Source organism: Thermoplasmata archaeon, from assembly GCA_035622275.1.
Lineage (GTDB): Archaea > Thermoplasmatota > Thermoplasmata > Lutacidiplasmatales > UBA184 > Lutacidiplasma.
The window spans coordinates 13,982-33,990 of sequence record DASPVQ010000001.1; the positions used below are offsets into that span (position 1 = coordinate 13,982).

General features: G+C 72.9%; 25 protein-coding genes, 2 tRNA genes and 1 pseudogene. 22 read left to right on the top strand and 6 right to left on the bottom strand.

The features are described 5' to 3' along the window. The first annotated feature begins 39 nt into the window (after window positions 1–39). Together VEL82_00070 and VEL82_00075 are read left to right on the top strand one after the other, a co-directional pair. Entirely contained in the window at window positions 40–1,236 is a 1,197-nt protein-coding gene (locus tag VEL82_00070) for a M20 family metallopeptidase (GenBank protein HXW66275.1), read from the top strand. Then, window positions 1,233–2,396, top strand: a pseudogene (locus tag VEL82_00075) (cysteine desulfurase). Before VEL82_00070 ends, VEL82_00075 begins: the two are co-directional and overlap by 4 nt. Window positions 2,397–2,454: 58 nt before the next feature. On the opposite strand, the gene VEL82_00080 reads toward VEL82_00075, so the two are convergent. Further along, window positions 2,455–3,261, bottom strand: a complete 807-nt coding sequence (locus VEL82_00080) for a PAC2 family protein (protein ID HXW66276.1) — start codon at window positions 3,259–3,261, stop codon at window positions 2,455–2,457. Between the two features lie 8 nt (window positions 3,262–3,269). Beyond that, entirely contained in the window at window positions 3,270–3,629 is a 360-nt protein-coding gene (locus tag VEL82_00085; GenBank protein HXW66277.1) for a hypothetical protein, read from the bottom strand. Window positions 3,630–3,734: 105 nt separating this feature from the next. On the opposite strand from VEL82_00085, the gene VEL82_00090 reads away from it, so the two are divergent. The 8 genes from VEL82_00090 (at window position 3,735) to VEL82_00125 (ending at window position 10,435) form a co-directional block, all read left to right on the top strand. Beyond that, window positions 3,735–3,835, top strand: a tRNA-Ala gene (locus tag VEL82_00090). A 96-nt stretch (window positions 3,836–3,931) separates the two neighbouring features. Further along, window positions 3,932–4,609 (top strand): helix-turn-helix domain-containing protein, encoded by a 678-nt coding sequence (locus VEL82_00095; GenBank protein ID HXW66278.1) that lies wholly within the window; start codon window positions 3,932–3,934, stop codon window positions 4,607–4,609. Window positions 4,610–4,624: 15 nt separating this feature from the next. Next, window positions 4,625–5,677, top strand: a complete 1,053-nt coding sequence (locus VEL82_00100) for a hydroxymethylglutaryl-CoA synthase (protein ID HXW66279.1) — start codon at window positions 4,625–4,627, stop codon at window positions 5,675–5,677. A 1-nt stretch (window position 5,678) separates the two neighbouring features. After that, complete coding sequence (locus VEL82_00105) at window positions 5,679–6,848, top strand: thiolase domain-containing protein (protein HXW66280.1); 1,170 nt, start codon at window positions 5,679–5,681, stop codon at window positions 6,846–6,848. 10 nt (window positions 6,849–6,858) lie between these two features. Next, window positions 6,859–7,347 carry a Zn-ribbon domain-containing OB-fold protein gene (locus tag VEL82_00110; protein HXW66281.1) on the top strand — a complete coding sequence of 163 codons (489 nt, stop codon included), beginning with the start codon at window positions 6,859–6,861 and terminating at the stop codon, window positions 7,345–7,347. Beyond that, on the top strand, window positions 7,344–8,120 hold the full coding sequence (locus VEL82_00115) for a hypothetical protein (protein ID HXW66282.1): 777 nt from the start codon (window positions 7,344–7,346) through the stop codon (window positions 8,118–8,120). Before VEL82_00110 ends, VEL82_00115 begins: the two co-directional genes overlap by 4 nt. A gap of 58 nt (window positions 8,121–8,178) precedes the next feature. Beyond that, window positions 8,179–9,405 (top strand): glycosyltransferase, encoded by a 1,227-nt coding sequence (locus VEL82_00120; GenBank protein HXW66283.1) that lies wholly within the window; start codon window positions 8,179–8,181, stop codon window positions 9,403–9,405. Next, a complete protein-coding gene (locus VEL82_00125; protein HXW66284.1) occupies window positions 9,377–10,435 on the top strand; it encodes a hypothetical protein in 1,059 nt (352 codons plus the stop codon). Before VEL82_00120 ends, VEL82_00125 begins: the two co-directional genes overlap by 29 nt. Window positions 10,436–10,446: 11 nt before the next feature. Here VEL82_00125 and VEL82_00130 read toward each other — a convergent pair. Together VEL82_00130 and VEL82_00135 are read right to left on the bottom strand one after the other, a co-directional pair. Next, window positions 10,447–10,553: transfer RNA gene (locus tag VEL82_00130), tRNA-Arg, on the bottom strand. A 5-nt stretch (window positions 10,554–10,558) separates the two neighbouring features. Continuing rightward, window positions 10,559–11,203, bottom strand: coding sequence for a DUF99 family protein (locus tag VEL82_00135; GenBank protein HXW66285.1), 645 nt, complete (start codon window positions 11,201–11,203; stop codon window positions 10,559–10,561). A 33-nt stretch (window positions 11,204–11,236) separates the two neighbouring features. Here VEL82_00135 and VEL82_00140 point away from each other — a divergent pair, with 33 nt between their 5' ends. After that, window positions 11,237–12,154, top strand: coding sequence for a carboxypeptidase-like regulatory domain-containing protein (locus VEL82_00140; protein HXW66286.1), 918 nt, complete (start codon window positions 11,237–11,239; stop codon window positions 12,152–12,154). On the opposite strand, the gene VEL82_00145 is transcribed toward VEL82_00140, so the two are convergent. Together VEL82_00145 and ilvA are read right to left on the bottom strand one after the other, a co-directional pair. After that, a complete protein-coding gene (locus VEL82_00145) occupies window positions 12,151–12,660 on the bottom strand; it encodes a DUF2203 domain-containing protein (protein HXW66287.1) in 510 nt (169 codons plus the stop codon). The two genes, VEL82_00140 and VEL82_00145, sit on opposite strands and share 4 nt — an antisense overlap. Before the next feature lie 84 nt (window positions 12,661–12,744). Beyond that, complete coding sequence (gene ilvA, locus VEL82_00150) at window positions 12,745–13,986, bottom strand: threonine ammonia-lyase (protein HXW66288.1); 1,242 nt, start codon at window positions 13,984–13,986, stop codon at window positions 12,745–12,747. 221 nt (window positions 13,987–14,207) lie between these two features. Between ilvA and VEL82_00155 the strand changes: the two genes are divergently transcribed. From VEL82_00155 to VEL82_00205, 11 genes are read left to right on the top strand one after another with little or no spacing between them, the layout of a single operon-like run. Beyond that, entirely contained in the window at window positions 14,208–15,209 is a 1,002-nt protein-coding gene (locus VEL82_00155; protein HXW66289.1) for a 50S ribosomal protein L3, read from the top strand. Then, window positions 15,206–16,039: a 50S ribosomal protein L4 gene (gene rpl4p, locus VEL82_00160; GenBank protein ID HXW66290.1), complete on the top strand. Its 834-nt coding sequence runs from the start codon at window positions 15,206–15,208 to the stop codon at window positions 16,037–16,039. The genes VEL82_00155 and rpl4p overlap by 4 nt, the downstream gene beginning before the upstream one ends. Continuing rightward, window positions 16,036–16,299: a 50S ribosomal protein L23 gene (locus VEL82_00165; GenBank protein ID HXW66291.1), complete on the top strand. Its 264-nt coding sequence runs from the start codon at window positions 16,036–16,038 to the stop codon at window positions 16,297–16,299. Before rpl4p ends, VEL82_00165 begins: the two co-directional genes overlap by 4 nt. Beyond that, complete coding sequence (gene rpl2p / locus VEL82_00170; protein ID HXW66292.1) at window positions 16,299–17,030, top strand: 50S ribosomal protein L2; 732 nt, start codon at window positions 16,299–16,301, stop codon at window positions 17,028–17,030. The genes VEL82_00165 and rpl2p overlap by 1 nt, the downstream gene beginning before the upstream one ends. Beyond that, window positions 17,027–17,455, top strand: a complete 429-nt coding sequence (locus VEL82_00175) for a 30S ribosomal protein S19 (GenBank protein ID HXW66293.1) — start codon at window positions 17,027–17,029, stop codon at window positions 17,453–17,455. Before rpl2p ends, VEL82_00175 begins: the two co-directional genes overlap by 4 nt. 16 nt (window positions 17,456–17,471) lie before the next feature. Further along, window positions 17,472–17,930 (top strand): 50S ribosomal protein L22, encoded by a 459-nt coding sequence (locus VEL82_00180; protein HXW66294.1) that lies wholly within the window; start codon window positions 17,472–17,474, stop codon window positions 17,928–17,930. Then, window positions 17,927–18,625, top strand: a complete 699-nt coding sequence (locus VEL82_00185) for a 30S ribosomal protein S3 (protein HXW66295.1) — start codon at window positions 17,927–17,929, stop codon at window positions 18,623–18,625. Before VEL82_00180 ends, VEL82_00185 begins: the two co-directional genes overlap by 4 nt. After that, window positions 18,622–18,846, top strand: coding sequence for a 50S ribosomal protein L29 (gene rpmC, locus VEL82_00190; GenBank protein ID HXW66296.1), 225 nt, complete (start codon window positions 18,622–18,624; stop codon window positions 18,844–18,846). Before VEL82_00185 ends, rpmC begins: the two co-directional genes overlap by 4 nt. Window positions 18,847–18,865: 19 nt before the next feature. Further along, window positions 18,866–19,192, top strand: coding sequence for a ribonuclease P protein subunit (locus VEL82_00195; protein HXW66297.1), 327 nt, complete (start codon window positions 18,866–18,868; stop codon window positions 19,190–19,192). Further along, window positions 19,189–19,605, top strand: coding sequence for a 30S ribosomal protein S17 (locus VEL82_00200; protein ID HXW66298.1), 417 nt, complete (start codon window positions 19,189–19,191; stop codon window positions 19,603–19,605). The genes VEL82_00195 and VEL82_00200 overlap by 4 nt, the downstream gene beginning before the upstream one ends. Then, window positions 19,602–20,000, top strand: coding sequence for a 50S ribosomal protein L14 (locus tag VEL82_00205; GenBank protein ID HXW66299.1), 399 nt, complete (start codon window positions 19,602–19,604; stop codon window positions 19,998–20,000). The genes VEL82_00200 and VEL82_00205 overlap by 4 nt, the downstream gene beginning before the upstream one ends. Window positions 20,001–20,009 lie beyond the last annotated feature (9 nt).

The window sequence follows — 20,009 nt, forward strand, 5'->3', positions numbered from 1 at the left end:
TTCCGCGCGCATTATATCGGGCGGCCCACTGCTCGCCCGATGCCCCGTCTTCCCGAGCCGTGGATTCCGGCCGCCCGCAAGACGCTGCCGGCGATGCGCGCCTGGCGGGTCGCGTTTCACAAGGAGCCGGAGCTCTCGCTGCAGGAGAAGCGAACCCGCGACAAGGTCGTCGCAGCGCTGTCGGAGCTGGGCATCTCGTACCAGGCCTTCGACGGATTCACGGGCGTGGTCGGTCTGATCCCGGGGAGCTCCGACCGTCCGGTGGTCGCGCTACGCGCGGACATGGACGCGCTGCCCGTCACCGAAGAGACCCACCTGTCCTACGCGTCGCGCTTCAGCGGTAAGATGCACGCGTGCGGCCATGACGTCCACATGTCCTGCCTCCTCGGAGCGGCAGCGATACTCACCCGAGAGGGCCGTCGCCCGCGGGGTCCGGTGAAGCTCCTGTTCCAGCCCGCGGAGGAGGAGGGGCAGCGCGGGGGTGCGCTCCCGATGATTGAACTGGGATGCCTCGAGCGGCCGAAGGTGGACTTCGTCGTCGGCCAGCACGTCGAGCCGAATCTCCCCCTGGGCGACGTCGGGTGGCGGTCCGGCCCGTTCTTCGCGGCGGCGGACTTCTTCCGGATCACCGTGATCGGGCGGGGCGGGCACGCGGCGTCACCGCATCAGGGGCCCGACGCGATCGTCGTGGCGAGCGAGATCGTGAACGGCCTGCAGGCGCTCGTGAGCCGGGTGCGGGACCCGCTCGACCCCGTCGTCGTGAGCGTGGGGTCGATCCACGGCGGCACGCGGAACAACATCCTCCCCTCGGAGGTCGTGCTGGAAGGAACGGTGCGGACCTTCCGTCCGGCGACCCGGGATCTCATCGACGTGGCGCTGCACCGCCGGGTCAGCGCGATCGCCCGGAGCCTCGGCGCACGCGCCCGGATCGAGTACCTGCGCGGATACCCCACGCTCGTGAACGAACCGAAGGCGACCCACATCGTCGCGGACGCGTTGCGCGTCGAGTTCGGACAGAAGCACTGCATCGAGGTCCCCGACCCCGTGATGGGGGCCGAGGACTTCGCCCGGTACCTGGAACGCGTACCGGGGACGTTCCTCCATCTGGGCGTGGGGGTCCCCGACCGGCCCGCATCCCTGCACAGCGCGACTTTCGCTCCGGACGAGCGGGCCCTGGTCTACGGCGCGGCAGCGCTCGCCGCGGCCGCCGACGGTCTGCAGCGGAGCGCCGCATGAGCGTCGACGGCTGTCGAGCGGATTTTCCCGCCCTCGCCGCGCGACCGGACCGGCCGGCCCCCACGTACCTGGACTCCGCGTGCATGTCGCTCGTCCCGACGGCCGTGCTCGCGGCGATGGAGGAGTACTACCGGGACTTCCCCGGGTGCGCCGGCCGGAGCCTGCACCGCTTCGCCGAGGAGGTCGGGCGTCGCTACGAGGGGGCCCGCGGGGAGTTCGCCCGGTTCCTCGGTCGATCCGATCCGCGGGGCATCGTCTTCGTGCGGAACGCGACCGAGGCGATCAACCTGGTCGGCCAGGGTCTTACCTACGAGAAGGGCGACCGCGTGCTCGTCACCGACCGCGAGCACAACTCGAACCTCGTGATCTGGCAACGTCTCGCGGCGGAGCGCGGGATCCGTCTCGCCTCCCTCGCGCTCCCCGACGATGGCACGTTCGACGGGGACGCGCTCGAGGACGAGCTTGCCCGCGGCGTCCGCCTGGTGAGCTTCTTCCACACGTCGAACCTCGACGGGCGGTCGCTGCCGATCCGCGAGATCACCGAGCGCGCGCACGATCACGGGGCGCTCGTCCTGTTCGACGGTTGCCAGGCGGCGCCGCACGTGCCGGTGGATCTCGACCGAGCCGGCGTCGACTTCTACGCGATCTCCGCGCACAAGATGTTGGGGCCGACCGGGATCGGGGTGCTGGCCGGCGCGCCGGGTCCGATCTCCGAGCTGCGGCCGCTCCTGCTCGGCGGGGAGACGGTCGAGTGGAGCACGCTGACGGCCCACGAGCTGCGTCCGCCGCCGCACCGATTCGAAGCCGGACTGCAGAACTACGCCGGGGTGATCGGGGCGCGCGCGGCCCTCGACTACCTGCGGCGAGTGGGGCTCCCCGAGATCGAGGCCCGCCAGCGGGAGCTCAACACGCACGTTACGCGCGCGCTCGCGGGGGAGCGACGGGTGCACGTGTTCGGCCCCCGCGACCCCGGCGAGCGCCCGAGCATCTTCGCCTTCGCACTGGACGGGGTCGACCCGAACGACGCGGCGGTCTTCCTCGACGAGGGCCACGACGTTATGGTTCGGTCGGGGATGCACTGCGTCCACTCGTTCTACGAGCGACGGGGACTCCCGGGCAACGTCCGCGCCTCGTTCTACTTCTACAACGACCGTCACGACGCCGACCGGCTCGTCGCCGGGCTCCGCGAACTGCTGGAGCGTGTCCCCGGCCCGCCCGTCAGCGGTACATCGGCTGCGAGCTCTGGGTCGGCGCGTCCCCGCGCCCCCGCTCGGCGGCGTGGCGCTGGATCGACAGGAGCTGCTGCTCGATCCGCTCGGCCTCGGCGTAGAGCGGGACGGGGTCGAGCGGCGTCCGCAAGAGGATCTGGTTGATCGTCTCGATCACCTTCGCCGCCGCGCGCGCGTCCGGGTAATCCGACTGCGCCTCGGCAAGGAACGTGAGCACGTCGAACCCGCGCCGGCGGCCCTCGTTCAGGAGGACTCCGGCGATCCCGGTGATGACGCCCTCGGCGAAGGGGCTCATGTTGGGTTCGATGTACAGTTCGCGCGCCTTGCGCGTGCTCGCGACGCCGTAGACCTTGACGTCGTTGAGCCGGGGCGAATGGCCGCGGCCCGTGTGGGGCGTCGCCTCGACCACGAGGCCCTCGGGGGAGACGAGCAGCGAGCAGCGCTGCTCCTGCACCCAGTCGATGATCGCCGTGGCGAGGGGGTGGATGACGGTGGGCGCCGGATGGAACTCCGAGACGAACGCGACGATCTTGTCCGCCCCGCGGCCCGCGCGGTCTGCGGGCGGTCGGCCCGCGTAGACCCGGACCGGATGCTGGGGGTCGCCGTTGCGCACGAGCGACACCGTCGGGAACGACGGTGACTCGACGATCCCGATCTGGTCCATCTGCAGGGTGTCGATGAGATAGTTCGCCACGATCGAGCTGACGAGACCGACCGACGGGAAGCCATCAATCACGATGGCCCCCTCGAGATCGATGCGCTTGATCTCGTAGATGCGCACCTGGTCCGGCGCCATCGGCATCGCTACAGCGACCTCTCGACGATCTGGCCGAGCTCCCGCGAGATCAGGTCCACGAGGTCCTTGGTGAGCGCCCGCCGCACCTCGGGCGGCAGCGCGTGGAGTCCGAGGCGGGCCGTCGCGGTTCCGACGCGCACCAGGGCCGCGTACTCGGTCGCCCGGGCCGCGAGCAGGTCCCGCACCGCCTCCCGCAGGTCCTGCTCGAGCTTCGGGTCCTCCTTGAGCGTCTTTTCCAGGTGGCGGCGGATCTCGTCTTTGACGATGTCACGGGTGGCCTCGCGGACGAGCTCCTCAGGGCGCAACAGGTCGCGCGTGCTCTTGACGAGGAGGTCGATCGGCTCGCCGGCCGCCTCGCCGTCCGCCATCGGGCGGTCGAGCGGCGACCGGGCCTTAAGACTTGGCCCCGAGCCGCCGCCGGCGGACCGTCCGGGCGCAGGCGTTATGGCCGTCCCGGCGTCCGAGGCGCCAGTGGGCCGGTAGATCAGCGGAAGATCGCTACCTTGGCAAGGTAGAGGTCGCGAGTTCAAAGGGGGCGGGGCCCGCTCCGCCCCGGGGATTCTCGCCCGGTCCACTCGACCCGGTTCCGAGAGGACCATCGGCACCTGTCGAGCGGAGACCTCGACACGAAGGCTATCGATTTATACGGCCCGATTCCTGCCGCGACCTCGTGGAGGCGGAGATCCGCGAGAAGATCGCCGGCGAGGTCGTCCTCTCGCCGCACCCGGGCCGGACCCTGCGCAAGTGGCGCGAGGACTTCTCGATCTCCCAGCGCGACCTCGCCCGCCACCTCCAGACCGTGCCCAGCGTGATCAGCGACTACGAGTCGGAGCGCCGCGTCAGCCCGGGGGCCGCGTTCATCCGCCGCTACGTGGACGCGCTGCTCGCGGTCGACGCCGATCACGGCGGCAAGGTCGGACAGCGGCTCGGGCTGCGGCCGCACTCCGACGGCATCCTCGGCATGCGCGAGTTCACGGTCGCGATCCCCCTCAAGGCGCTCGCGGACCGTCTCCAGGCGCGGGCGGTGAGCCGCGTCGACCTGTTCCGGGACATCCACGGCTTCACGGTCCTGGACGCCCCGCGGGCGATCCTCTCCATCGACGCTTCGCGGTTCGTCGAGGTGTACGGCTGGACGACGCAGCGCGCGCTGATCTTCTCCAACGTCAAGTACGGCCGCTCTCCGATGGTCGCGATCCGCGCCCATCCGCTCAAGCCGGCCGCGGTGGTCTTCGCGAACCCCGGCCGCGTCGACCCGCTGGCGGTTCGCCTGAGCGAGGTCGAGAACATTCCGCTCCTCACGACGTCGCTCGCGGCACCGGCGGTGCTCGAACGGCTCGAGGAACTCTAGCAAGGAAGGGACGTCATGGACGCAGGGATTGTGAGCTACGGCGCGTACGTGCCCCGCTACCGGATCACGCCGGCGGAGATCGGCCGGGTCTGGGGATCCGACGGCGAGAGCATGGGCCAGGGGCTGAACGTCGTCCGCAAGAGCGTGCCGGCGCCGGACGAGGACACGATCACGATCTCGACCGAAGCGCTGCGGATGGCGCTCATCCGGGGCGCGATCGACCCCCAGCAAATCGGTGCGGTCTACGTCGGCTCCGAATCGCACCCGTACGCCGTCAAGCCGACGGCCACGGTCGTGGCGCAGGCGGTCGGGGCGACCCCAAACCTCACGGCGGCCGACTTCGAGTTCGCGTGCAAGGCCGGCACCGCTGCGATCCAGACCTGCCTCGGTCTGGTCGGCGCCGGGATGATCCGCTACGGGGTCGCGATCGGCACCGACACCTCGCAGGGCGCGCCGAGCGACGCGCTGGAGTACAGCGCGAGCGCGGGCGGCGCGGCCTTCGTGATCGGCCGCGACCACGTGATCGCGACCGTCGAGCGCACCCTATCCTACACCACCGATACGCCGGACTTCTGGCGACGCGAGGGGCAGCGCTACCCCAGCCACAGCGGACGGTTCACCGGCGAGCCGGCGTACTTCCGCCACGAGACCGAGTGCGCGCGCCGCCTGATGGAGGCCTCGGGTACGAACCCGAAGGACTACCAGCACGTCGTCTTCCACCAGCCGAACGGGAAGTTCCCCCAGCGGGTCGGCAAGCAGCTCGGCTTCTCGGAGGCGCAGATGCGCTACGGGCTCGTGACCCCGTACATCGGTAACACCTACAGCGCCGCGGCGCTGCTCGGCCTGGCCAACGTCCTCGACCACGCCGGGCCGGGCGAGCGGATCCTGGTCGTCGGCTACGGCTCGGGCGCGGGGTCGGACGCCTTCGACCTGCGGACGACCGACGAGCTCGCCCGCTTCGACCGCTCCTACGGCCGGCCCGTCCAGTACCACCTCGACCACGGGACCGAGCTCAGCTACGCGGTCTACGCGAAGTTCCGCGGCAAGATCCACATGGGGGGGAGCTAGGGTGCGCGAGGTCGCCGTCCTCGGCGCCGGCATGACGAAGTTCGGCGAGCTGTGGGACCGCTCGTTCCGCGAGATCGGAATCGAGGCCGGGCTCCAGGCGCTCGTGGACGCGCGGCTCTCCTCCGCCGACCTCGGGGCCCTCTACCTCGGCAACATGGCCTCGGGCACGCTCATCGACCAGGAGCACATCGCCCCGCTGATCCTCGACTACTCCGGGCTCGGGGGTCGCCACCTGCCCGGCGTGCGCGTCGAGGCCGGCGGCGCCTCGGGCGCGCTCGCCTTCCACCAGGGCTACCTCGCGGTGGCGAGCGGGCTCTACGACTTCGTGGTCGTCGGGGGGGCCGAAAAGCTCACCGACGTCCCCGACGCCACCGGCAACCAGATCACGAGCTCCGCCGCCGACCACGAATGGGAGGTCGTCTTCGGCGCTACCCTCCCGGCACTGTGGGCGCTGATCGCCCGGCGCCACATGCACCAGTACGGCACGACACGCGAGCAGCTCGCGCGCGTTCCGGTGCAGGCGCACGAGATGGGCTCGCGCAACCCCAACGCCCACTACCGCAACAAGATCACGCTCGATCAGGTCCTCGGGGCGGGGCCGGTCGCCGAGCCGCTGGGGGTCTTCGACTGCGCGCCGCTCTCGGACGGCGCGGCGGCGGTCGTCCTCGGGCCGCTCGAGCTTGCCCAGCGCTACACCGACACCCCGCTGCGGGTAGCGGGCTGCCAGGTCGCCTGCGACTCCCTCGCGGTCCAGCACCGCCGGGACCCGACCACGCTGGACTCGACCGTCGTCGCCGCCCGGCGAGCGTTCGAGCAGGCGCGGCGGGCGCCGGCCGACGTCGACGTCGCTGAGATCCACGACGCCTACTCGATCAGCGCGCTCGTATCGCTCGAGGACCTCGGCTTCTGCGAGAAGGGCGAGGCCGGCCCGCAGTTCGAGGCCGGGCGCTTCGCCCCGGGCGGGGCGCTGCCGGTGAACATGTCCGGCGGGTTGAAGGCCCAGGGCCGGCCGTTCGGCGCGGTCGGGGTCGCCCAGATCGTCGAGCTCGTCCGGCAGCTGCGCGGCACGGCGAAGGAGCGCCAGGTGCCCGACGCCGAGATCGGCCTCGCTCAGGACGTCGGCGGCACCGGCGCGACCAGCGTCGTCACGCTGCTCGAACGGGCGAGCTAGCGGGAGGCCGATGTCGATCGCACGCTTCTGGCGCGAAACGCCCCGCCGCTACAACCTGGGCGGCTCGAAGTGCACGATGTGCGGCACCGCCTACTTCCCGCCGCGTCTCGTGTGTCCGACCTGCGCCCACCACCGCGAGTCGATCGAGAAGATGGTGCCGTTCCAGCTGTCGGGCGACGGCGAGGTGCTGTCGTTCACGATCGTCCACGACCCGGCCGAGGGCTTCGAGATGCAGGTGCCCTACGTCGTCGCGCTCGTGAAGACCGTGGAGGGGCCGGTGCTGACCGGACAGATCGTCGACATCGAGCCGGAGAACGCGCGCATCGGCCTCAAGGTCCGGGCGACGTTCCGCAAGCTGCGCGAGGAGGGCAAGGCCGGCGTGATCCACTACGGCTACAAGTTCGCCCCGGCCGAGGAGGTCCCGGATCGGCGGCCCGAGGGGCGGTCCGCCCAGGCCCCGGCCGTGCGGCCCGTGGAGTCCGACCGGGCGTCCGCGTGAGCGCGCCCGAGCGACGCGGCGCGGTCCCGCCGCCCGATTCCGAGCCGCCGGCCGACGAGGAGTTCGCGCGCACCTACGCCGCCGGGTACGCCGAGGGCGTCGAGAGCGCGCTGCGCGAGGTGCTCCAGCACGCGGCCCGCGGCCACACCGCGCAGGAGCTTCGGATCCTCGTGGAGAGCCGCCTCGCCCGCCTCGAGGAGGAGGTCGAGCTCAAGCGGCGCAGCCTGCTCGCACCGCCACGGCGGCCGGCGTGGGGCTCGCTGCTGCGCGCCCCGCAGCCGACGCGCGCCTGGTCTCCTCCGTTCGGGGGCACGACCGCCGCCCCGAGCCGCATCGGGGCGGGCCGCAGCCTCCTGGTCCGGGAGGAGCGACCCGCGCGCGCGGTGGAGATCCTGCGCGCGAGCGTCCACGATTTCCCCCGGTGCGCGATCGTGTCGCTGCGACCTCCCGAGCTGCCCGGCGTCTCGCCCGAGCGTCGGATCGACATCAGCCCGGGAGGGCCGGAGCCCGGCGCCGGCGGGCGGCTCTCCCCGGGGGAAATCGGTGGGCACCTGCGGGCCCCCACGGAGGCGCCCGGCGGCGCCCTCGTCTACGTCGACGCGCTCGAGTACCTCGCCGGAGAGTACGGGCTCGAGCTCACCCTCAAGTTCGTCCACTGGCTCGTCGGCCAGGTCGAGCAGACCGCGAGCGCGCTCGTCGTCTCCTTCGACCGGCGCTCGCTGGACAGCCGCGAGATGAGCCGCCTCGAGCGCGCGTTCCAGCAGCTCGTGTAGCGCCGGCCGAGCGCTGCCGCACGACCCATAAGCTTTCGACCCCTGCCGGCGAGCCCCGATGCGGTCGCGGATGGAGATCGCCTTCTACACCGACTCCTACGTCCCGATGCAGGACGGGGTCGCGGTCGTGAGCGCCGGCCTCGCCCGCGCGCTTCGGCGGCTCGGTCACGGCGTGCGGGTGTTCGCCCCCAATCCGGTCGTCGGGCGTCCGACCGAGGAGGGCGAGGAGGACGGGATCCCGGTGACGCGGGTCCGATCGCTGCCGGTACCGCTCTACGGCCAGTACCGCTGGCCGCTGAACCCGCTCGCCCTGATCCGCGAGCACCGCGGCGCCGCCGACGCCGACCTCCTCCACCTGCACACGCCCGGCGGGATCGGCAGCGCCGGTTTCCTCGCCGCCCGGCGGTTCGATCGGCCGCTGGTCGGCACGTTCCACACGAACCTGAAGGAGATGCGCGAGAGCGTCCCGCAGAAGTTCCTCGTGCCGACCTTCTTCCGGATCGCCTGGTGGTACAACCTCGGGACGTACTGGCGCTGCGACGTTGCGACCGCCCCGAGCCGCGCCGCGCGCGAGGCGCTCGAGGAGGCCGTCCGCAAGCCGTTCCGCCGGCCGGTCGAGGTGGTGCCGAACGGCGTCGACGTCGACCGGTTCCGGCCGGGCCTGTCGGTCCCCGACTGGCGCGAGCGCTGCGGGCTCCCGCGCGATCCCCTCGTCACCTACCTCGGACGCCTGACCGTCGACAAGGGGGTCCACCGGTTCCTGGACGCGCTCGCAGCGGCGGCCGGCGCGACCGACCTCGTGGGCGTCGTGGGAGGCGCGGGGCCGGAGGCGGGGGCGGTCCGCGATCGGATCCGCGCCGACCCCCGCCTCGCCGGCCGGGTCCGCTACGTCGGGCCGGTCGCCGAGGTGGAGAAGCCGTCGCTCCTCAGCCAGACCGACCTGTTCGTCCTCCCGTCGACCAGCGACACGTCGAGCATCGCGCTGCTCGAGGCGATGGCGTCGGGCGTCGCGGTCGTCGCCCCGGCCGCGGGCGGCGCCGCCGAGGTCGTCGCGGACGGCGTCACCGGCCGTCGCGTCCCCGTCCTGGAGGCCGGAGCCCTCTCCGCGGCGGTGCGCGATCTGCTCGACGACCCAGCCCGGCGGGAGGCGATGGGGCGCGCCGCCGCCGAGGAGGTCCGCCGGACCGCGTCGCTCGACACGATGGCCCGTCGCTTTATCTCTCTCTACGAGCTAGCAATCGCCGCGAGGGGTCGCGGTGAGCGCCGTTCCGCTGTCCGAGCTTGATCGCCTGGCGCGCACGCTGGGCGGCGATCGCCACGACGCCTTCAGCGAGCGGGCGCTCGCCCGGGCCTACGAGGAGTACCGCTCCCGCCCCCGGCCCGCGCTTGCGGCCGTGAGCCTCGTCTCCGACGGGCGGCCGTTCCCGAGCCTCGCGGCCCTCCTGATGGACCCGGCCGCCCGGTTCGACTCGGGCGAGCTCACGCTCGCCTCGGCCCCGGCCCCGGGGTCGGCCTGGAGGTTCCTCGTCCCGTTCGAGCGGCTCGTCTTCTCGCCCGACGGCTCGGTGGAGCTGCATCCGGCCGACGGGGCCCCAGCGGTCCGCGGGATCGCGCGCGCGCTCCTGCGCGAGCACTACCTCGTCCGCTCCCAGGCCGAGGAGGAGCAGGGCGCCTCGGGCGGGCCCCGCGTCGAGCTGCGCGGCCTGCGCGGCACGCTCGCCGAGGCCGCGCGGGTGTGCCGCGAGGCGCGGATCATCCCGTTCGGTGTCGCGATCCTCGTCTACCTCGCCGACGAGCGGGTGCGCTTCGAGTTCGACGCGGTGCACACGACGCTCCTGCCCGACCCCCGGGCCGGACGCCTCAGCCCGACCCGGCGGACGCGGCGCAGCGCGCGCCTGAGCTGGGCGGTCGACGGCTACGTCGCCCGATCCGACCTCTCGGTGCTCGGCGCCCGGTGCCTGGAGATCCTGGTCGAGTCGCCCGGTCTCACCTCCGTCGAGCTGTCGTACGTCTTCGGCGGGGTCCGCGAGCTCGTCGACTCGGCGCTCCAGGGCCTCGTCCAGCATGGGATCATCTCCTTCGACCACCGGACCGGCACCTACCGCGCGCGACTCGAGGCGTTCCAGGCCGCCGGCCCCGCCCCCTCCCTCGAGCCGGGCGGCCCCCCCGGCGACCCGGCGCTCCGCACGAGCGTCCAGGAACTGATCGCGGCGGCGGACGCGCGGGCCACCTGCCCGCTGTGCGGGCGCCCGCTGCCGGCCGGCCCCAAGACGATCCTGTGCGACGAGTGCGCCGCGCGCGTCGGCGCCGCCTAGGGACGGCGCGACGGGCCTGTCGGGATGCTCCGCTCCGGGCGGGGGGCGCCCGGAGCCTTTGAACCCGAGTTCGCTGGCTTAGAAGGCCAGTGCTTTCTCCCAGCTAAGCTACAGGCCCGCGCGCTAGACGGTGGTCGCTTCCTTAACCCTTCGCCCGGTCCCGCGCCGGACCGTCACCGTCCCCCGGGCCCGGCGGGGGCCGGGCCGGTCGGCGGACGCGACGAGGTGGGCGAGCCGCAGCGGCTCCGGCCAGAAGCCGCGCACCCGAGCGCGTCGCACCAGCGCGATCGCCTCGGCGCGCCGGCACCCGACGGCCGTCGCGAGCAGGGGAGCGCCGTCGGTCGGCACCCGGAAGAGCCGGTGCGCGCGCAGCAACCGCCAGCGGCGCGCCGCATCGGTCCCGAACCAGGTCGAGAGCGCGGCGCGGATCCGGGGAAAGTCGGGCGGCCGACGGGTGAGCGCCACGACGGGGAGGCCGAGGCTCTGTCCGATCGCGTCGAGGTCGAGGACGTTGAAGCCGCCAACGACCGCGCCGTCGAGCAGGAGGGCCCGCACCCCGTCCAGCGGACCGGTCGACCGCACGAGCGCGATCACGGCCTCGGTGCCGTCGCGGCCGTCGACCCGAACGCGGCCGCGGCGGACCGACTCCACGTAGCCCGGCAGCGACACCACCACCGCGGCGAGGGGGGCGAAGCGGGCCCGTCGATCGAACGCGCCGTCGTCCACGGCGACCAGGCGCGGGTGCGGCTTGGCGAGCGCGCGCCGCAAGGCTAAGAGGCCCGCGACGCTCGCCGCCGCGCGATGGGCGCGACGACCGTCTACGTCCGCTGCCCGAACTGCGGCGGAGAGATCCGGGCGACGCTCGCGCCCGGTCCGCCGACCCAGTGGTTTCCCTGCCCCCACTGCCGGGCGCCGGTGCCGGTCGTGGCCCCCCGCGACCCACCCCCCCTCTACACGTGGGAGGTGATGCCGGGGCTTTACCCCGCTCTGCCGAGCCCGCGCCTGCCGCGTCGTCGCTCCGGGCGCCCGATCGCGGTCACGCTGATCGCGATCGCCGTCGTCGCGGCGGCGCTGGCCGGGGTCCTCGCCTACGACGGCTGGCTCGCGGTGCAGCCGGCGAGCTTCGCGGTCGCCGGCACGGTCGAGCACGCCGAGAACGGGCTCCTCGTCCCGATCGCCGGGGCGACGGTGCGCCTGACGAACGACGCGAACCAGTCGACCTCGCTGACGACCGGCCTGAACGGCGGATTCGCCTTCGCCGGCGTCCCGCCGGGCGGCGTCAGCCTGAACGTCAGCGCGGTGGGCTTCTCGCCGGTGACGGTCACGACGTTCGTCTCGTCCGTGTACGCGGCGCCGGCGACGGGGCTCATGGTCGAGCTGAGCCCGGGCGGCGCGAACAACGGCACGGCGGTGGCGCTCGCCGCGTTCCCGGACCTGGAGCAGTTCGAGGCCGCCCTCGGGAGCGGCGCGGTCCTGCTCGCGATCGTGACCGTCGTCGCGGGCGCCGCGGCGGTCGCCACCGACCGCGACGAGCGGCCCGCGCTTTCGGTGGTCGGCGGCGCCGCGGGGATCCTCTCGCCGTTCGTGCTGTTCTACCTGTCGCTGTCCAACGTCTTCCCCCTCCTCACGCTCGCGACGGCGGCGCTCGCCGGCGCCGGCACGGTCGTGGTGGGCGTGCGGGCGGCCCGTCTCGCCGAGACCGGACCGGCGGCCGACTAGGCCGATCCGGGGGGGTTGGGGGCCCCCCGCCCGGCGGGGATCCCGCGCGCCGGCGCCGCGATCGGACGGCGGTTGCGGTAGCCGCCCCCGATCGGGTGGAAGAAGGCGACGCGCGCCTCGCCGCGCTGCCAGCAGAGGAAGACGAGCTCGCCGCCCTCCAGTCCGTAGAAATCGACGAGGCCGCTCTCCAGGTCCTTGAGCTCGATCCCTTCCGCGCGCAGCCCTCCGATCGCCTCCTCGAGGCGGTGGGTCAGGTTCGTCCACTCCGCGTCGAGGCGCTGCTTGAGCTCGTGATCCGCCTGGTCCGACGCGTCGACATCCGCGCCCCAGAAGCCGACGAGCCGCTGGACCTCCGCGTGCACCTCGCGCAGGCGGACGACCCAGCCGCGCAGGCGGGGCAGCAGCTCCTCGAGCTCCGGGATCCGGCCGCTCGCCTCCTCGGCCGTCCACAGGCGGGGCGGCGCGGAACGCTCCGTTCCGCGGCGGTCCGCCGAGCGCGCTGTCACGGGGTTTCCTCGTCGGCAAGAATACGGTCCCCCTATTTACGCCCGCGAGAGCGCCCGGGTAACCGCGCGGAGCGCGGCCGGCGACTACGTCGGCCCGAGCGCGACGCGCTCGATCGGCCAGCCCCGGCTGCGGTACGCGCGCTCGACGGCGTCACCGTGGAGGGCATCGCGGACCTCGAGCTCGACCTCGACCGTGACCTCGCCGGGGGGCCGGTCCGGCGACTCGCGGCCGTGGTAGATGTGCCGCACGTTTGCCCCGCCTTCGGCCGCGACATGCAGGAACGCCTCGAGGCGGCCGGGCTGGTCGCGGAGCGGCGCGCGCAGCCGGAGCAGGCGACCCTCGGCCGCGAGGCCGATGAACAGGATGCGGTCGAGCAGGAACGGGTCGATGTTCCCGCCGCTCACGACGAGCACGGTCGGGCCCGGATCGGCCAGCGCCGGCTGCTCGAGGAGCGCCGCGAGCGGCGTGGCGCCGGCCCCCTCGGCGAGGACCTTGGCCTGCTCCAGGAGGAGGAAGGCGGCGCGCGCGATCGTCCGGTCGTCGACGACGACCGCCCGCGCCCCCGCCGCCTTCAGGATCGCCAAGGGCAGGTCGCCGATCTGGCGCGTCGCGAGCCCGTCGGCGAAGGTCGCGGGCCGCGGGCCGACCACGACCCGTCCACGCTCCAGGGACGGACGCAGGTTATCGCACCCCTTCGGCTGGACGCCCACAAGCTCCGCCGCGTGACCCCGGCCGCGCACGGCGGCGGCGATCCCTGCGAACAGGCCGCCGCCGCCGACCCCGACGACGATCCGCCGCACGGTCGGTAGGGCCTCGAGGATCTCGAGGCCCACCGTGCCCTGTCCGGCGATCACCGCCGCGTCGTCGTACGGGTGCACGTAGGTGAGCTGGTCCTCGCGGGCGAGCCGCACCGAGTGCTCGTGGGCCTCGTCGTAGTCGCTGCCCCGCAGCACGACCGTCGCACCGAGAGCCTCGGTGAGGTGGACCTTGAGCGGGGAGGCGTTCTCCGCCATCACGATCGTCGCCGGCACCCCGCGCGCTCGAGCCGCCCAGGCGACCCCCAGCGCGTGGTTGCCGGCGGAGGCGGTGATCACGCCGCGCTTCGCTTCCTCCTCGGAGAGGCGCGCGATGCGGTTCGTCGCCCCCCGCAGCTTGAACGCCCCGGTCCGCTGCAGGTTCTCCAGTTTCAAGTAAACCGGCGTGTCGGGCAGGCCGGGCAGCCGGGGCGCCAGCACGAGCGGCGTCGGCGCGATCGAGGGCGCGATCGTCCGCGCTGCGGCCTCGATCTCCGCGAGCGTCACGGGGAGCGCAGGACCGCCGGCCATCCGGATCGGTCCGCCGGACCGGAGCCGCGCGCTTAATCGTTCGGGTCGGTCCGATCGGCTCCGGCGCGGCCGACTCCTCTACGCGCGCGTTCGAGCGCGCCGGCCCCGCGCGGGCGCCGGAACGGCGCCGCTCTGTCGGTAAAACATCAATTTTGCGGCAGCGCTTAAATAGGGCACATTTCTCCCCCGTCCCCACCGGAGGCAGGACCCCCTATCGACCCATGGCACGTCGGCATCGCCCCCGTCGGGGCTCGCTCGCGTACTCGCCGCGCAGCCGCTCGGCCCGCCAGGTGCCGCGCGTCCGGAGCTGGGCCCGGGGAGGCGCCAAGCCCGCCGTCGAAGGGTTCGCCGGCTACAAGGTCGGCATGACGCACGCCTTCATCGTCGACTACCGCAAGCGCTCGACGACCGCCGGCCAGGAGCTCGCGGTCCCCGTCACGGTCGTCGAGGTGCCTCCCCTTCGGGTCGTCGGCGCCCGTCTCTACGCCCGGGGCCCGTACGGTCTGCGCGTCGCCGCCGAGGTGTGGGGCTCCGGGACGATCGAAGAACTCGCACGGCGCTTGCCCACGCACCCGTCGAGCCCGACCGCCGGCCTCGAGCGCTTCGGCGCGACGAGCGCCGACGAGGTCCGGCTGCTCGTCCATACCCAGCCCCAGTTGATCACGGGTACCCCGTCGAAGACTCCCTCGCTCTTCGAGGTCCGCGTCTCCGGCGAGAAGTTCGAGGAGCGGCGCGAGTTCGCGCTGCAGCAGCTCGGTCAAGAACTGGGCGCCGAACAGCTCGCGAAGGAAGGCGAGTTCGTCGACGTCATCGGCGTCACGAAGGGCTTCGGGTTCCAGGGACACATCCAGCGCTGGGGCGTCAAGCTCCAGCCGCGCAAGAACTCCAAGCACCGACGCATGATCGGGACCCTCGGGCCGCACAACCCCAGCTTCGTCACGTACCGGATCCCGCAGGCCGGCCAGCAGGGGTATCACCGGCGGACGCAGTACAACATGCGGGTCCTCAAGGTCGTCCGCGACCCCCGCTCGGACCCGATCACGCCGGCCGGCGGCTTCCCTCATTACGGAGAGCTGCGCAGCGCCTGCATCGTCCTGCACGGCTCCCTGCCCGGGCCATCGAAGCGCCTGCTCCGCTTCCGCACCCCGGTCCGGCGTCTCGTGGCGACCGTCGAGAAGGTCGACATCCGATACTTCAGCACCCGTTCGAAGCAGGGCGCATGAGCGACGCCACCCCGCCCGAGCCGCCCGCCGCGCCGCCGGAGCACGCCACGCCCCACCACCGGGTCCACGTCCTGTCGATCGCCGGCAAGCGCGGGGCGACCGTCTCGCTGCCGCTCGCCTTCTCCGCGCCCCTGCGCCCGGACCTGATCCACCGGGCGGTGGTCGCCGCGCAGAGCCATCGCCGCCAGCCCTACGGCACGAGCCCGACCGCCGGGGTGCGGCACTCCGTCGAGTGGGCCGGCAAGGGCCGCGGCGTCGCGCGCACGCCGCGCCTGATGGATTCGATGCGGGGCGCGCAGTCACCGAACACCGTCGGCGGCCGCCCGGCGCATCCGCCCCGGGTCGAGCGGATCTGGACGAAGAAGATCAACCGGAAGGAGCGACGGCTCGCCTTCGCCTCTGCGCTCGGCGCGACGCGGGATGCCCGGCTCGCCGAGGCGCGGGGGCACCGCCTGCCCACTGGAGTCCACTTGCCGCTCGTGCTTGAGGACCCGGTCGAGGATGTGAGGACGACCGAGGACGCCCGAGCGCTGCTCGAGCGCCTGGAGCTGTGGGCCGACGTGGACCGTTCCCGGCGGGCGGTCCACCTGCGCTCGGGGCGAGGCCGCCGGCGCGGTCGGGTCCGGCGGACCCCCCGCAGCCTGCTGCTCGTCACGAGCGCCCCCGGAAAGGCGCGCGGGTTCCGCAATCTCTCGGGCGTGGACGTCGTGCCGGTGCTCCGTCTCGGAACCGAGGACCTCGCCCCCGGGGGCACCCCGGGCCGCTTGACGTTGTTCTCGCGCGGAGCGGTCGAGTCGCTGCGCGCCCGCCTCGGGGAGGCCGCCCCGTGAGCGAGTTCCAGCACCGCGTGATCCTGCACGCCTACGTCACGGAGAAGTCGATGGACGAGATGGAACGGCTCAACAAGCTCGAGTTCGCCGTCGACCGCCGGGCCTCGCGCGCGGCGATCAAGCGCGCGATCGAGCGCCTCTACGACTGTCGCGTGGCGAAGGTCAACACGAAGATCGTTCGGAGCGGCAAGATCGCGACCGTCACGTTCCACAAGGAGTTCTCGGCGGAGGACATCGGCAGCCGGGCGGGAGTGTTCTAGTGGGCAAGCGCATCATCTCTCGGCGCCGAGGCAGCGGCACCGGCACCTACCGCTCGCCGAGCCACCGGCACCCCGGACCGGTCTACCACCCGCCCCCGTCGCTCGTCGGCGACGGACGCGTCGTGCGGATCGTACCGGCCCCCGGTCGGACCGCCCCGGTGGCCGAGGTCGCCGGCCCGGACGGGACGGAGCTCCGCATCCTGGCGAGCGCCGGCCTCGCGACCGGCGACACGGTCGCCTTCCAGGAGGGCCGCGTCGACCGCGGGTCGATCCTGCCCCTCGGCCGGATACCCGACGGCACGCTCGTCTCCAACCTCGAGGTGAAGCCGTTCGACGGCGGGCGGCTCGTCCGCGCCGCCGGCTCGAGCGCGCTCGTCGTCGCGCACAGCGCCGGCGAGGTCACGGTCCAGCTGCCGAGCGGGCGGTTCAAGCAGTTCCTGGCCACGTGCCGCGCCCAGGTGGGTGCGATCGGCGGCGGCGGCCGCCGCGAGCGCCCGATCATCAAGGCGGGCAAGAAGGTCCTCGCGACGCGTTCCCTCGCCCGTGCTCCGTTCAAGGTCCGCGGCGTGGCGATGAACCCCGTCAACCATCCGTTCGGCGGTGGTGCCCATCAGCACGTCGGTCGGCCGAGCACGGTGTCGAGCGGGACCTGGCCGGGCGCCAAGGTCGGGCGGTTCAGCCGCGCGACGCGGACGAAGAAGCGGCTGCGCGCCGAAAGGGGAGGCGGATAGTGCCGAAGGCGAGGAGGGCCAAGCGCGTCGAGGCCCGTCGCAAGCGCGAGTTCACCTACCGGGGCCGCACGCTCGCCGAGCTGCAGGCGCTGACGCTCGAGGAGTTCGCGAAGATCGCCCCCGCGCGGGCGCGCCGCTCGATCCGTCGCGGCTTCAACAACGAGACCGCGGTGTTCTTCGAGCGGATGCGAGCGACCCCGCAGGACAAGGTCGTCCGTACCCACTGCCGCGACGCGCTCGTGCTCCCGTGGCACGTCGGGCGGCGCGTCGCCGTCCACACCGGCAAGGAGTTCAAGGAGGTCGAGGTCCGGGCCGAGATGATCGGCCACTACTACGGGGAGTTCGCGCTCACCCGGCGCTTCGAGAAGCACTCCGGCCCCGGCGTCGGCGCGACGCGCTCGTCGAAGTTCATGCCACTGAAGTAGGACGGGGAACGGGACGATGCGCGGCTACACCTACCGGAACGAGCCCGGGGTCAACGTCGCCCGGGCACGGGGGATCGAGCTGCCGATCTCGCCGAAGAAGACCTACGAGGTGCTGAACGCGATCCGCGGGCTTTCCCTCGAACGCGCGCGCACGATCCTCGAGGACGCGGTGGCGCTGCGCCGCCCGATCCCGTTCCGCCGCTACAACCAGGAGACGGCGCACCACCCCGGCACCGGACCGGGCCGCTATGCGGCCAAGGTCGCCCGCAACGTCCTCCAGGTGCTCAAGAACGCCGAGGAGAACGCCGAGTACGACAGCCTCGACACCGACCGGCTGTTCGTCCGGGTCGCCGCGAGCTCGCGCGGCCGGATCCTCAAGGCCCAGATGCCCCGGGCGCAGGGCCGCTCCACGGCGTGGAACGAGCAGACGACCAACATCGAGATCGTGCTCGCCGAGCGCACGGAGGCGGCATGAGCGCCGAGCAGAAGGTGATCCAGGAGGCGATGCGCCGGGTCCTCCTCAAGGACTACCTGGTGCAGGAGAGCGCCCGCGCCGGCTTCGGCGGCCTCGAGATCACCCGGACCCCGATGGGCACGCGGGTCACCCTGATCTGCGAGCGACCCGGTATCCTGATCGGCCACCGGGGCGAGCTGATCAAGAACCTGACCGAGGACATCCAGCACCGCTTCCAGCTCGACAACCCCCAGATCGAGGTGCAGGAGGAGCGACAGCCGAGCCTGAACGCGCAGCTGATGAGCGAGAAGCTGGCCTCGACGCTCGAGCGGGGCTGGCACTTCCGCCGCGCCGGCCATTCGACCGTGCGCCGGATCATGGAGGCGGGCGCCCGCGGGTGCCAGGTGATCCTGTCCGGCAAGCTCACCGGCGAGCGGCACCGCACCGAGCGCTTCAAGGCCGGCACGATCAAGTACTGCGGTGAGGCCGTCCATCTCTGGATCGACAAGGGGTTCAGCCAGGCCCGCCTGAAGCCGGGGGTCATCGGCGTCAACGTCTGGATCATGCGACCAACGGCCAAGCTGCCCGACGAGATCGTGGTGAAGGGCGTCGAGGAGCGTTCGAAGGCGGCGCCCGTCGTGCTGCCGACCCTCGAGGAGTCCGTCGCGGCCGTGCCGCCCCCGAGCGCCCCCCCCGAGACCCCGGGGGCCACGTGACGCTCCTGCGCATGAAGGAGCTGCGCGAGCTCTCCGACGACGACCTCCGGCGCAAGGTCTCCGAGGTCGAGAACGATCTCTTGCGGGAGCGCGGCGTCGCGGCGATGGGCGGCGCTCCGCCGAGCCCCGGCCGCATGCGCGCCCTGCGCACGAACGTCGCCCGCGCCCTCACCGTCCTCAACGAGCGCGCGAGCCAATCCCGGGAGGCCCCGCGTCCGTAGGAGGCGGTACGGTGGACCGATGGCGCCGGCACACGTCCCCGCACTCGCCCTCGACCGCGTCGAGCGGGAGGCGCTCGCCGGGGAGATCCTCGGCGCGTCGGTCATCGTGCGCGCGGCCCCCGGGCTCCGGACGCCGATCGCGGGCACGCTCGTTGACGAGACGATGTCCACGTTCGTCGTGCGCCGACCGGGCCGGGCGCGGCCGGTGCGCGTCGCCAAGGCCGGCCTCGAGGGCACGATCGTCCTCGGCCGGCGAGAGTTACCGTTAAGAGGCGACGCCCTTCGCGTGCGTCCCGAGGACCGCACGAAGCGGCTCTTGACCGGTGGTCCTCGGAGGTTCCGATGACCCCGGCCCGCACGCCCCGCGCCCGTGATATCGGGCTCGACGTTCGCGCACCGAAGACGCGGTGCGACGACCGCCACTGCCCGTTCCACGGCCGCCTGTCCCTGCGCGGCCAGGTCCTCGAGGGGACGGTCGTGTCGACCTCGATGCAGCGGACCGCGGTCGTCGAGCGGACGCTGCTGCACTACCTGGCGAAGTACGAGCGCTACGAGAAGCGTCGACGGCGCTACCTCGCGCACGCCCCCGCCTGCCTCAAGGTCGCGGTCGGCCACCGGGTCCGCATCGCCGAGAGCCGGCCGCTGTCCAAGCTCGTGGCCTTCTGCATCGTCGAGGATCTCGGCGAGGTCGCGATGCCCGTGCGCGGCGAGGAAGCGTCGACGCTGCGCCCGGCGCCGGCGCCTCCGGAGGAAGCATGAAGGGCCTGGCGGGACGCCGGGGCCGGGGGCTCCCCAAGGGGGCGCGCCTCGATTGCGTCGACAACACCGGCGCGAAGGTCGTCGAGATCATCGCCGTGCGGAACTGGCACGGGACGCACCGGCGCTATCCGCGCGCCGGTATCGCCGACCTCGTCATCGTCTCCGTCAAGAAAGGGACCCCGGAGATGCGGCGGCAGGTCCTGCACGCGGTCATCGTCCGGGCCCGCTCGCCGTTCCGCCGGCCCGACGGTACGCGCCTCCAGTTCGAGGACAACGCGGCGGTCATCACGACGGAGACCGGCGAGATCAAAGGCTCTCAGATCAAGGGACCGGTCGCGAAGGAGGCGGCCGAGCGCTGGCCGCGGATCGCCGCGGCCTCGTCGATCATCGTGTAGGAGGAGTTC